General features: G+C 66.2%; 11 protein-coding genes. 6 read left to right on the top strand and 5 right to left on the bottom strand.

All coding sequences use genetic code 11. The features are described 5' to 3' along the window. Positions 1 to 92 precede the first annotated feature (92 nt). Positions 93 to 1,481 (bottom strand): NAD(P)/FAD-dependent oxidoreductase, encoded by a 1,389-nt coding sequence (locus I6F21_RS36015; protein ID WP_036003307.1) that lies wholly within the window; start codon positions 1,479 to 1,481, stop codon positions 93 to 95. A gap of 189 nt (positions 1,482 to 1,670) precedes the next feature. Here I6F21_RS36015 and I6F21_RS36010 point away from each other — a divergent pair, with 189 nt between their 5' ends. Continuing rightward, positions 1,671 to 2,636, top strand: coding sequence for a YiiX/YebB-like N1pC/P60 family cysteine hydrolase (locus I6F21_RS36010; RefSeq protein ID WP_057030555.1), 966 nt, complete (start codon positions 1,671 to 1,673; stop codon positions 2,634 to 2,636). 90 nt (positions 2,637 to 2,726) lie between these two features. On the opposite strand, the gene I6F21_RS36005 is transcribed toward I6F21_RS36010, so the two are convergent. Next, positions 2,727 to 3,002, bottom strand: a complete 276-nt coding sequence (locus I6F21_RS36005; RefSeq protein ID WP_036003300.1) for a metal-sensitive transcriptional regulator — start codon at positions 3,000 to 3,002, stop codon at positions 2,727 to 2,729. 63 nt (positions 3,003 to 3,065) lie between these two features. On the opposite strand from I6F21_RS36005, the gene I6F21_RS36000 reads away from it, so the two are divergent. The 3 genes from I6F21_RS36000 to I6F21_RS35990 all read left to right on the top strand — a co-directional run bounded on the left by I6F21_RS36000 (position 3,066) and on the right by I6F21_RS35990 (position 6,963). Next, positions 3,066 to 5,513, top strand: coding sequence for a heavy metal translocating P-type ATPase (locus I6F21_RS36000; protein WP_225184228.1), 2,448 nt, complete (start codon positions 3,066 to 3,068; stop codon positions 5,511 to 5,513). Between the two features lie 125 nt (positions 5,514 to 5,638). Beyond that, positions 5,639 to 6,085 carry a nickel-responsive transcriptional regulator NikR gene (nikR, locus tag I6F21_RS35995; protein ID WP_225184227.1) on the top strand — a complete coding sequence of 149 codons (447 nt, stop codon included), beginning with the start codon at positions 5,639 to 5,641 and terminating at the stop codon, positions 6,083 to 6,085. 137 nt (positions 6,086 to 6,222) lie between these two features. Next, positions 6,223 to 6,963, top strand: coding sequence for a sulfate transporter family protein (locus I6F21_RS35990; RefSeq protein WP_036003292.1), 741 nt, complete (start codon positions 6,223 to 6,225; stop codon positions 6,961 to 6,963). A gap of 20 nt (positions 6,964 to 6,983) precedes the next feature. Here I6F21_RS35990 and nth read toward each other — a convergent pair whose 3' ends face one another. Beyond that, positions 6,984 to 7,736, bottom strand: a complete 753-nt coding sequence (gene nth, locus I6F21_RS35985) for an endonuclease III (RefSeq protein WP_225184226.1) — start codon at positions 7,734 to 7,736, stop codon at positions 6,984 to 6,986. A gap of 22 nt (positions 7,737 to 7,758) precedes the next feature. Here nth and I6F21_RS35980 point away from each other — a divergent pair, with 22 nt between their 5' ends. Further along, the gene (locus I6F21_RS35980) at positions 7,759 to 8,292 is read left to right on the top strand and encodes a DUF2244 domain-containing protein (protein ID WP_225184225.1); all 534 of its coding nucleotides are present in this window, start codon (positions 7,759 to 7,761) and stop codon (positions 8,290 to 8,292) included. A gap of 54 nt (positions 8,293 to 8,346) precedes the next feature. After that, positions 8,347 to 9,243 carry a bifunctional helix-turn-helix domain-containing protein/methylated-DNA--[protein]-cysteine S-methyltransferase gene (locus I6F21_RS35975; RefSeq protein ID WP_036024351.1) on the top strand — a complete coding sequence of 299 codons (897 nt, stop codon included), beginning with the start codon at positions 8,347 to 8,349 and terminating at the stop codon, positions 9,241 to 9,243. A gap of 151 nt (positions 9,244 to 9,394) precedes the next feature. Here I6F21_RS35975 and I6F21_RS35970 read toward each other — a convergent pair whose 3' ends face one another. Together I6F21_RS35970 and dapB are read right to left on the bottom strand one after the other, a co-directional pair. Beyond that, positions 9,395 to 10,018 carry a 2,3-bisphosphoglycerate-dependent phosphoglycerate mutase gene (locus I6F21_RS35970; protein ID WP_036003261.1) on the bottom strand — a complete coding sequence of 208 codons (624 nt, stop codon included), beginning with the start codon at positions 10,016 to 10,018 and terminating at the stop codon, positions 9,395 to 9,397. Between the two features lie 26 nt (positions 10,019 to 10,044). Further along, entirely contained in the window at positions 10,045 to 10,860 is an 816-nt protein-coding gene (gene dapB / locus I6F21_RS35965; RefSeq protein ID WP_225114660.1) for a 4-hydroxy-tetrahydrodipicolinate reductase, read from the bottom strand. Between the last annotated feature and the right edge of the window lie 66 nt (positions 10,861 to 10,926).

Here is a 10,926-nt window from a genome sequence, read left to right as displayed (position 1 = left end):
AAACCACTCCCTGTGAGTATGGGTCACGAATCTGCGCTCCGCTTCGCTGCGCCTGTCCGGACGACAGTGGAATTTATCGCGGCTTGATCGTCTTACTGCTTCGGCACGCGCCGCTTCTTCGTCGACTGGGTCGGCACGTCGGCCGGCTCGTCCTTCAGCGCGCCGATCTTGCGCAAGGCGGCGTCCGCGGCGCGTTCGCCGCTTTCCCAGGCGCCGTCGACGGTGCCCCAGAGCGTCTCGTGCGTGGCTTCGCCGGCGAGGAACACATTGCCGATCGGCTCGGCCAGGGTCCTTCGCGACAGCTGGCCGCCCGGCGAGGCTGCCGACATCGCGCCCATGACGTAAGGCGAGGCGTTCCAGCGCGTGGCGCTGGTCTTCTGCACCACGGAAGCGGCCTCGCTGCCGAACAGCTTCGTGATCCATTCCCTGGCGAAAGCCACCATCGCCTTCTCGCCCTGCTCGGCGAGATCGCGGCCGAACGAGCCGCCGACATCGATCGAGCACAGCAAGGAGCCGCCGATATTGGCGAACATCAGCGCCGTGCGGGTCGAGTTGCTCTGCTCGATGAGGATGTCGTCGCGCGACAGGCCGAGCGGATTGCCCGGCAGCTGCAGCACGATGCGATCGTAGCTACCGAGGCTGAGCTTCGATGCCGCATCCAGCGTCCGCTTGGGAATGTCGGGCGCGAACTTGATCGCGCCCGATGTCAGCACATTGGTCGAGACCGTGACGATGGCGGCGCGCGCCGCGATCTTGCCGGCTTGCGTCTCGATGCTGACGTCGCGATTGCTCCAGGCGATGCGGCTCGCCGGCGTCGACAGCGCCACCGGCGCCTGCTCGGCGAGCCTAGCGATCAGTGTGCCCAAACCCTGGCGGCAGGCGATCGCCGCGTTGCGGTCCTGCGCGCGTCCCTTGTCGATCGCGGAGAGCTCCTTCAGGTCCTTGCCGGCAAAGCTCGCGCCCAGCATGAACTCGGCCGCGCCGGCCCAGTCGCCGAGATCCTTCGGCATCACCGATGCGCAGGAGGTGTCGAGCTTGCCCCGCCCGGCCTCGTCGATGGCGCGGTTGGCGCGCACTAGGGCGGCCAGGAACTGCTCGGTCTCGCCCGCGCGGGCATTGCGGCGGCCGATGCGCATCTTCTGGCCCGAGGGCGCCGGCAGCACGTCCAGCCCGGCACTGCGCGCCAGCCGGATCATCGGGTTGGTGTCGGGATTGTACATCCAGCGCGCGCCGCGGTCGAACGGCGTGTCGAAAGTGGTGCTGTCGGTGATGCAGCGGCCGCCGACCTGCGCGGCCGCCTCCACCACGATGACCTTGCGGCCCGTCGCGATGATGCGCCGCGCCGCGGCAATTCCCGCCGCCCCCGCGCCAATCACGACGATGTCAGCCTCGCGCGGCAGGGGCGCGGCCGATGCGCGCAGCACCGGCATCGCCGCAAGGGCCGCCGACGCCGAAAGAAAGCCGCGGCGCGTGATTGTCATGTCATGGTTTCCGGGGACTTGCGGCGAACGTGAACAGCCCGCGAACCTTGCCGTATCCGATGTTGCGCAGCAACCAGGATGGTGAATCAACCATGCTTGATCTCACAGAGTGATGAACCGAATTGCAACACGTTTCGACCATGATAGAGAAGGGAAAAAGACGGCCGGAAAAGGCCGTGGGGGGTTGAGATGGGGACGGTCCTGGATTCTGTCGGCAAGGTGATTGCCGCGTACCTCTCAAAGGAGGTGCCGGGCTATGAGCCGTTCACGCCGAGCGACCCCGAGCATCTGCGCGGCATCATCGAGCCCGGCGACGTGCTGCTGGTCGAGGGCAACAACCGCATCTCCGGCATCATCAAATACCTGACGCAGTCGACCTGGTCGCACGCCGCGCTCTATGTCGGTCCGATCGATGGGGCAGAGGAGCCCAATGGCGAGCCGCATGTTCTGATCGAGGCCAATATCGGCGAGGGCGTCACCTCGGCGCCGCTGTCGAAATATTTCCCCTATCACACCCGCGTCTGCCGCCCGGTCGGGCTGTCCTATGAGGATCGCACCACGGTGTGCCGCTATGCGATCAACCGCATCGGCTTCGGCTACGACACCAAGAACATCGTCGACCTCATGCGCTATCTGTTCCCGCTGCCGATACCGCAGCGCTGGCGCCGGCGCATGATCGCGATCGGCTCGGGCGACCCGACCAAGATCATCTGCTCGGCGCTGATCGCGCAGGCCTTCGACGCCGTGCGCTACCCGATCCTGCCGAAGATCACCAAGGCCGGCAGCCGCGCCGCACGGCGCGAGATCCTGCACATCCGCGATTCCTCGCTCTACATGCCCCGCGACTTTGATATCTCGCCCTATTTCGAAGTCGTCAAACCCACCATCGTGCACGGGTTCGACTACACCGCCTTGCACTGGGCAGACAAGCAGAAGCCGCTCGAGGAGGTGGCGGGCTCATTCAGTGTGTTTCCAGAAGCGCTCGTGGCGCCGCCGCTCGCTCCTGAAGCGGCTGACGAAGCGACGTCGGGTGAAATTCCGGCTCAAGAAGTGAGCGCGCCGCCTGCGCGAGCCAGCGTGGCTTTCTCCGAGCATTTTGTACAACTGAGCGAGCTCGCGATGTATCGCGCGCGGGCGCGGGAGATGACGGCTTAGGTTCGCACGGTCTCGTAGGGTGGGCAAAGGCGCGATGCGCCGTGCCCACGTTCTGGCGCGATCACTGACCGATGGTGGAGAGCGCACGCGCTACCGATCCGCCCGTCCGATCACCGCCATCAGCTCCGCGATCTTGGCGCGCTGGTCGGCCTTGTCGCCGCTCGCGATGGCGTGCTCGACGCAATGGGCGACGTGATCCTTCAAAACCTCTTCCTCGACCCGGCGCAACGCGGCGCGCACCGCCGCGATTTGCGTCACGATGTCGATGCAGTAGCGGTCTTCCTCTACCATTCTCGAGAGGCCACGAACCTGGCCCTCGATCCGGCCGAGGCGTTTTCCGACGGATGCCTTGATGTCTTTGCGCATGGGGTCTATATACCCCTACCGGGTATAGGTTTCAAGAGCAAGCGCAAAGGCCGGAACATGGCAATGAACGACAACGAGCACGAGCATCGTCACAGCGCGGGAACGCATTCCGGATGCGGCTGTTCCACGAAAGCTGCAGCGCCGGCGGCGAAGCCCGAGGCTACCTCGTGCTGCGGCGGCCACGGCGATGCCGGCCACGACCATCATCACGGCGACGCCGCAACCAAGGTCAAAGATCCCGTCTGCGGCATGATGGTCGATCTCGCGACCTCGAAGCATCGCATCACACATCACGGCGAGACCTTCCATTTCTGCTCGTCCGGCTGCCGCACCAAGTTCGCCGCCGATCCCGCCAAGTATCTTGCCAAGGACAAGGTGCCCGAACCGGAGATGCCCGCGGGCACGATCTACACCTGTCCGATGCACCCGCAGATCCGCCAAGTCGGTCCGGGCACGTGCCCGATCTGCGGCATGGCGCTGGAGCCTGAGGTCGCAAGCCTTGAGACCGGCCCCAATCCCGAGCTCGCCGACATGACGCGACGGTTCTGGATCGGCGGCGTGCTGTCGCTGCCGCCGATCGCGCTGGAGATGGGCGGCCACCTCGCGGGCCCCCACAGCTGGATCGATCCGACCCTGTCGAACTGGATCCAGCTCATCTTCGCAACACCCGTGGTGCTGTGGGCCGGCTGGCCGTTCTTCGTCCGCGGCTGGCAGTCGCTGCTGACGCGCAATCTCAACATGTTTACGCTGATCGCGATGGGTACGGGCGTTGCCTATGTCTACAGCGTGCTCGGCACGGTCACGCCGCAGATCTTCCCCGCCACCTTCCGCGGCCATGAGGGCGCGGTCGCGGTCTATTTCGAGGCGGCCGCCGTCATCACCGTCCTGGTGCTGCTCGGCCAGGTGCTGGAGCTGCGCGCTCGCGATGCGACCTCGGGCGCGATCAAGGCGCTGCTGCAGCTCGCGCCGAAGACCGCGCGCCGCGTCGACGCCGACGGCAGCGAGCACGAGGTCGAGATCGACACGCTGCACGCCGGCGATCGCCTGCGCGTCCGTCCCGGCGAGAAGGTGCCGGTCGACGGCGTCATCCTCGAAGGCCGCTCGTCGCTAGATGAATCACTCGTGACAGGCGAATCCATGCCGGTCACCAAGGAGACTGGCGCCAAGGTCATTGCCGGCACGCTGAACCAGTCCGGCAGCTTCATCATGCGTGCCGACAAGGTCGGGCGCGAGACGATGCTGTCGCAGATCGTGCAAATGGTCGCGGATGCGCAGCGCTCGCGTGCGCCGATCCAGCGCCTGGCCGACCAGGTCGCCGGCTGGTTCGTCCCCGCCGTGATCGTCGTCGCAATCGCCGCCTTTGCCGCGTGGGCCTGGTTCGGGCCGGAGCCGCGGCTCGCCTTCGGCCTCGTCGCCGCGGTCAGCGTGCTGATCATCGCCTGCCCCTGTGCGCTGGGCCTGGCGACCCCGATGTCGATCATGGTCGGCGTCGGCCGCGGCGCGCAAGGCGGTGTCCTGATCAAGAACGCCGAGGCGCTGGAGCGGATGGAGAAGATCGACACGCTGGTGGTCGACAAAACAGGCACGTTGACCGAGGGCAAGCCCAAGGTGGTGACGATCGCGCCGGCGTCCGGCTTTGCGGAAGACGACATCCTCCGGCTGGCGGCCACCGTCGAGCGCGCCAGCGAGCATCCGCTGGCCGACGCCATCGTGCGCGCGGCCAAGGAAAAGCAGCTCACCCTCGGCCAGGTCGAGCAGTTCGACTCGCCGACGGGCAAGGGCGCGACGGGCAAGGTCGACGGCAAGACCATCGTGCTCGGCAATGCCAGATATCTGTCGTCGATCGGCATCGACACCGAGTCGCTCGCCGCCGAAGCCGAGCGGCTGCGCGGTGACGGCGCCACCGTGATCAACATGGCCGTCGACGGCCGGCTTGCCGGCCTGTTCGCGATCGCCGATCCGGTCAAGGCCTCGACGCCGGAGGCGCTGAAGGCGCTCGCGGCGGAAGGCATCAAGGTGATCATGCTGACCGGCGACAACCGCACCACGGCCGAGGCCGTGGCGCGCCGGCTCGGCATCGCCGAGGTCGAGGCCGAAGTGCTGCCGGACCAGAAGAGCGCGGTAGTGACCAAGCTGCAGAAGGCCGGCCGCAGCGTCGCCATGGCCGGCGACGGCGTCAACGACGCGCCGGCACTGGCGGCGGCCGAGGTCGGCATCGCCATGGGCACCGGCACCGACGTTGCGATGGAGAGCGCCGGCGTGACGCTGCTCAAGGGCGACCTCGTCGGCATCGTCCGCGCGCGAAAACTGTCGCAGGCGACGATGAGCAACATCCGGCAGAACCTGTTCTTCGCCTTCGTCTACAACGCCGCCGGGATTCCGATCGCCGCCGGCGTTCTCTATCCGGCGTTCGGTCTGCTGCTCTCCCCGATCATCGCCGCGGCGGCGATGGCGCTGTCCTCGGTCAGCGTCGTCGGCAACGCGCTGCGGCTGCGTGCGACGCGGCTGTAAGGACGCTGTGTAGCCCGGATGGAGCGTAAGCGAAATCCGGGGGTCCTGCCGCATATTGGCACCGTCCCGGATTGCGCTTCGCTCCATCCGGGCTACGGTTCAGAGGACATAAGCGGGAGCATCTGATGCAGCGGATTACCATCACGATCGAGGACGATCTCCTGGCGGAGATCGACGCCGCGGCCGAAGCGCGCGGTTACCAGAACCGCTCCGAGATCATCCGCGACCTCGCGCGCGCCGGCCTGCAGCAGAGCGCCGAGGACACCGCGCAAACCGGCCAATGCGTTGCCGGCCTCATCTACGTCTATGACCACGCAGCGCGCGATCTGTCGAAACGGCTGGTGCAGGAATTCCACGGCCACCACGACCTCGCGCTGGCGACGCTGCATGTCCACCTCGACGACAACAATTGCATGGAGATGACGGCGCTGCGCGGCGCTGCCTCCGAAGTCAGACATTTCGCCGACCACATCATCGCCGAACGCGGCGTGCGCTACGGCCGCGTGGTGATGATCCCGACCGGGGATGGCAAGCCGGCGAAGGCGCGCAAGCACGGGCATAGACACGACTAGGCTGAATCTTACCCTCCAGGGGAGGGTAAAGAAGAAATCGCGCCACCTTCACCGACAAGGGGAGACGGCCCACCGCCCTTGCCGAAGCCGCATCCGGTGTCTACCTCTCGCGCAGTGTCTACCTCAGAGGGTCCCCAATGCTGGATGCCGCCATTAAGGCGCTGTCGCAATTGATCTCGCCGCCGATGCGCTCGATCCTGTGGCGGTCGATCGGGCTTGCGCTGGTGCTGATCACCGTGCTGGCGATCGGCTTGCAGCGGCTGCTCAGCTGGTTTGCGACCTCCGGCGAGGTGTGGCTGGAAGGCCTGCTCGGGCCGGGCTGGCATTCTTCGATCGAGGTTCTCTCCTGGATCGTCTCGATCGCGACGGGTCTCGGCGTCGTGTTCGGCGGCATCTTCCTGATGCCGGCGATCACCTCGCTGGTGGCGAGCCTGTTCGTCGACGACGTCGCCGACATCGTCGAGCGCGAGCATTATCCGGCCGAGCGGCCGGGCGCGGCACTGCCGTTCAGCCGGGCGATGCTCGAGGGCATCAAGACCGCGCTCGTGGCCATCCTGGTCTATCTCGCCGCTCTGCCGCTGGTGCTGTTCGCCGGCGCCGGTTTCCTGATCTTCTTCCTCGCCGCCGCCTGGCTGCTTGGCCGTGAATATTTCGAGCTCGCCGCGATGCGCTTCCGCCCGCCGGAGGAAGCCAAGGCGATGCGGCGCGACAATGCCGCGACGGTCTTCACCGCCGGCCTGTTCATCGCCGCCTTCGTCTCGATTCCGATCGTGAACCTGGCGACACCGATCTTCGGCATGGCCTTCATGGTCCACATGCACAAGCGCCTGTCAGGCCCGCGGCCCGAGCTGATCGAGCCGGCGCGGCAGGTGCGATAACGGCCCGGCGCAGCGCTGTCTCACACCGTCTTCTCCGGCCAGCGACAGAGATCGTTGATCAGGCAGACCTCGCAGCGTGGCTTGCGCGCGAGGCACGTATAACGGCCGTGCAGGATCAGCCAATGATGCGCGTGCAGCATGAACTCGGCCGGGATCACTTTTTCGAGGCCGAGCTCGACCTCGAGCGGCGTCTTGCCGAGCGCTAGGCCCGTGCGATTGCCGACGCGGAAGACATGGGTGTCGACTGCCATCGTGTGCTCGCCGAAGGCCATGTTGAGCACGACGTTGGCGGTCTTGCGACCTGCGCCGGGCAACGACTCGATCTCGGCCCGCGTGCGCGGCACCTCGCCGCCGAATTCACTGAGCAGCTTGGCCGACAGCGCGATCACGTTCCTGGCCTTGGTGCGGTAGAGTCCGATCGTCTTGATGTAGTCGCGCAAGCGCTCCTCACCGAGATCGAGCATCTTCTGCGGGGTGTCGGCAACGTCGAACAGCGCACGCGTCGCCTTGTTGACGCCGGCATCGGTCGCCTGTGCCGACAGCACCACCGCGACCAGCAGCGTGAACGGGTTGACGTGCTCGAGCTCGCCCTTGGGCTCCGGATTGGCCTTGCGGAAGCGGCTGAAGACCTCGTGGACCTCGGCCGGCGTCCACGGCTTTGTGGCTTTGAGTGATTTCTTCGCGGGTGCTCTCGGCTTGGTCGCGACCGGTCTTGCCGTTTTCTTCGGCACCGCCGCTTTGCGCGGGACCGGCTTGCGGGTGATTTTCGCCATGATCGGGATATACTGATGGACGATGAGCACAGGCAACGAAATTGCGCGGGCGCGATCCGAGAGCGAGGACGAGCCTCAGATCTTCTCCGCGCTACTGACGCCGCACCGCTCGCTGAACCGCACCGGCTTTCTCGCCGTGATGCTGTTCCTGAGCGCCGTCGGCTTCGTCACGGGCCTTGCTTTCCTGATGATGGGCGCCTGGCCGGTGCTCGGCTTCTTCGGTCTCGACGTGCTCGTGATCTGGTGGGCCTTCAAGGTCAATTTTCGCGCCGCACGGGCCAGCGAGGAAATCGTGGTGACGCCGTCGGAATTGCGGGTGCGGCGCGTCAGCCATCGTGGCCAGGTTTCCGAATGGACCTTCAATCCGCTCTGGGTCCGGCTCGACCAAGAGGTCGATGAGGAATACGGCATCGAGCACCTTTATCTGATCTCCCGCGGCCGCCGCCTGCTCATCGCGGGCTTTCTCGGGCCGGCAGAAAAGGCCAGCTTTTACAATGCCTTGGTGGGGGCTCTCAACGCCGCGCGGCGCGGCCCGACCTATCATCCGGCGACCTGAGCACAGTCGGAAATCGGGTGGTTTCGCGCCAGCGCCTCCACTACATTTCCGGTCATGATGACCCTTGCGATACATGACCAGCGCCTGGCCAGGCCGGGCACCCAGAACGCCGCGTTGCGCGACTATGATTCGGTGCGGCGGGCGATCGCCTTCATCTCGGCGAACTGGCGCGCGCAACCGACCATCGAGGCGATGGCGGATGCCGCTGGCGTCACGCCGGATGAGCTGCACCATCTGTTCCGCCGCTGGGCTTCGATCACGCCGAAGGCTTTCATGCAGGCGCTCACCCTCGACCACGCCAAGAACCTGCTCAGGGATTCCGCCAGCATCCTTGACGCGGCGCTCGACTCCGGCCTGTCCGGGCCGGGCCGGCTGCACGATCTCTTCGTCACCCATGAAGCGATGTCGCCGGGCGAATGGAAGAACGGCGGTGCCGGCCTCACCCTGCGCTACGGCTTCCATTCCTCGCCGTTCGGCACCGCGATCGTGATCGCCACCGATCGCGGCCTGTCGGGCCTCGCCTTCGCCGACCACGGCGAGGAGAAGATCGCGCTCGCCGACATGACGCGGCGCTGGCCGAACGCCACCTATGTGGAAGATCATGAAGGCACCGCGCCGCTCGCGGCGCGCATCTTCGATCCAAAATTGTGGCGGCCGGACCAGCCGCTGCGCGTGGTGCTGATCGGCACCGATTTCGAAGTGCGGGTGTGGGAGACGCTCTTGAAGATTCCGATGGGCCGCGCAGTGTCCTATTCCGACATCGCCTGCAACATCAGGAATCCCAAGGCTTCACGCGCCGTCGGTGCCGCCGTCGGCAAGAACCCGGTCTCCTTCGTCGTGCCCTGCCATCGCGCACTCGGCAAGAGCGGCACGCTCACCGGCTATCATTGGGGCATCACCCGCAAGCAGGCGATGCTGGGCTGGGAGGCCGGGCAGCTGGGGCTGCAGTAGGCAAGATGCAGTAGGATTTCGTAGGGTGGGTTAGCGCAGCGTAACCCACCTCTCTGGTTTCCGCAGAACAGAAGTGGTGGGTTACGCCAGCGACTGCGCTTTGCGCAGTCGCCGTCTAACCCACCCTACGGCACCGCGCTTGCGGCAAAGTCTACCCCGCCAGATCCAGCTTCGAGGCCACGGTCGAATCCGCGTTGAGGCGGTAGATGATCGGCACGCCGGTGGCGAGCTCGCGCTTCAAAATGCCTTCGGGCGAGAGCTTCTCCAGCACCATGATCAGCGCGCGCAGCGAGTTGCCGTGGGCGGCAACCAGCGTGCGCTTGCCGTTGAGCACACCGGGCAGGATCTCCTGCACGTAGTACGGCAACGCGCGCGCGAGCGTGTCCTTCAGGCTTTCGCCGCCGGGCGGCGGCACGTCGTAGGAGCGGCGCCAGATCAGCACCTGCTCCTCGCCCCATTTCTTGCGGGCGTCGTCCTTGTTGAGACCGGAGAGATCACCGTAGTCGCGCTCGTTGAGCGCGAGGTCCTTCGAAGTCGGCAGACCCTCCTGGCCGAGCTCAGCGAGGATGAGATCGAGCGTGTGCTGCGCGCGCGTCAGCACCGAGGTGTAGGCGACGTCGAACACCAGGCCCTGTGCCTTCAGCTTGCGGCCGGCTTCTTTGGCTTCCTTCACGCCGAGCTCGGTGAGGTCAGGGTCCTTCCAGCCCGTGAACAGGTTCTTCAGATTCCATTCGCTCTGGCCGTGGCGCACGAGCACGAGAAGGCGTTCGCTCATTGACTGCTTTCCGTTGCTTGACTGGATCAGATATCGTCGAGGCCGAGCACGTCGGCCATGGTGTAGTGCCCCGGCTTCTTGCCGTGCGCCCACAGCGCCGCCTTGAGCGCACCATGGGCGAACAGCATGCGGTCCTCGGCCTGATGCGACAGCGTCAGGCGCTCGAACGGGCCAAGGAAGGTGACGCTGTGGTCGCCGGCCACGGTGCCGCCGCGCAAGGAGGCGAAACCGATATTGCCCGGCCGACGGGCGCCGGTGATGCCGTCACGGCCGCGTTCGGAATGGTCATCGAGAGTAACCCCGCGGCCGCTCGCTGCGGCCTGCCCCAGCATCAGCGCGGTGCCCGAGGGTGCATCGACCTTCATGCGGTGATGGGTCTCGACGATCTCGATATCAAAACTCTGGTCGAGCGCCTTGGCAACGCGCCTGACCACGGCGGCGAGCAGATTGACGCCGAGACTCATATTGCCCGACTGCACCACCACGGCGCGATTGGTGACGCTCTTGATCACGGCATTGTCCGAGCCGGACAGGCCGGTCGTGCCGATGACGTGCACGAGGCCGCGTTCGGCGGCGATCGCGACATTGGCGATGGTCGCCGCAGGCACTGTGAAATCGAGGATGCCGTCGGCCTCCTTGCACATCGCCCAGAGATCGGCGGAGAGCTTGATGCCGTTGGCGGGCAGGCCGGCGAGCACGCCGGCATCCTTGCCGAGCAGCTCGGAGCCCGGCGCCTCCAGCGCGCCCGCCAGCACGGCGCCCTCGCTTTCAGCAATCGCCCGCACCAGCGCCCGGCCCATCCGGCCGCCGGCTCCCGCAACAATCAAGCGCATGTCGGACATGGTGCGATCCTCTTCGAGGCCGTTGTAGCGGGGGGAGGCAGTTCCGGCAACCGAGGGGAATCGGGG

Source organism: Bradyrhizobium sp. NBAIM03, assembly GCF_020194055.1.
Lineage (GTDB): Bacteria > Pseudomonadota > Alphaproteobacteria > Rhizobiales > Xanthobacteraceae > Bradyrhizobium > Bradyrhizobium yuanmingense.
This window is presented reverse-complemented; position numbering and strand designations above follow the sequence as displayed.

Excerpts from the sequence above, each read along its gene's own strand:
- I6F21_RS36015 (WP_036003307.1), bottom strand. The coding sequence starts at position 1,481 with ATGACAATCACGCGCCGCGGCTTTCTTTCGGCGTCGGCGGCCCTTGCG.
- I6F21_RS36010 (WP_057030555.1), top strand. The coding sequence starts at position 1,671 with ATGGGGACGGTCCTGGATTCTGTCGGCAAGGTGATTGCCGCGTACCTC.
- I6F21_RS36005 (WP_036003300.1), bottom strand. The coding sequence starts at position 3,002 with ATGCGCAAAGACATCAAGGCATCCGTCGGAAAACGCCTCGGCCGGATC.
- I6F21_RS36000 (WP_225184228.1), top strand. The coding sequence starts at position 3,066 with ATGAACGACAACGAGCACGAGCATCGTCACAGCGCGGGAACGCATTCC.
- nikR (WP_225184227.1), top strand. The coding sequence starts at position 5,639 with ATGCAGCGGATTACCATCACGATCGAGGACGATCTCCTGGCGGAGATC.
- I6F21_RS35990 (WP_036003292.1), top strand. The coding sequence starts at position 6,223 with ATGCTGGATGCCGCCATTAAGGCGCTGTCGCAATTGATCTCGCCGCCG.
- nth (WP_225184226.1), bottom strand. The coding sequence starts at position 7,736 with ATGGCGAAAATCACCCGCAAGCCGGTCCCGCGCAAAGCGGCGGTGCCG.
- I6F21_RS35980 (WP_225184225.1), top strand. The coding sequence starts at position 7,759 with ATGAGCACAGGCAACGAAATTGCGCGGGCGCGATCCGAGAGCGAGGAC.
- I6F21_RS35975 (WP_036024351.1), top strand. The coding sequence starts at position 8,347 with ATGATGACCCTTGCGATACATGACCAGCGCCTGGCCAGGCCGGGCACC.
- I6F21_RS35970 (WP_036003261.1), bottom strand. The coding sequence starts at position 10,018 with ATGAGCGAACGCCTTCTCGTGCTCGTGCGCCACGGCCAGAGCGAATGG.
- dapB (WP_225114660.1), bottom strand. The coding sequence starts at position 10,860 with ATGTCCGACATGCGCTTGATTGTTGCGGGAGCCGGCGGCCGGATGGGC.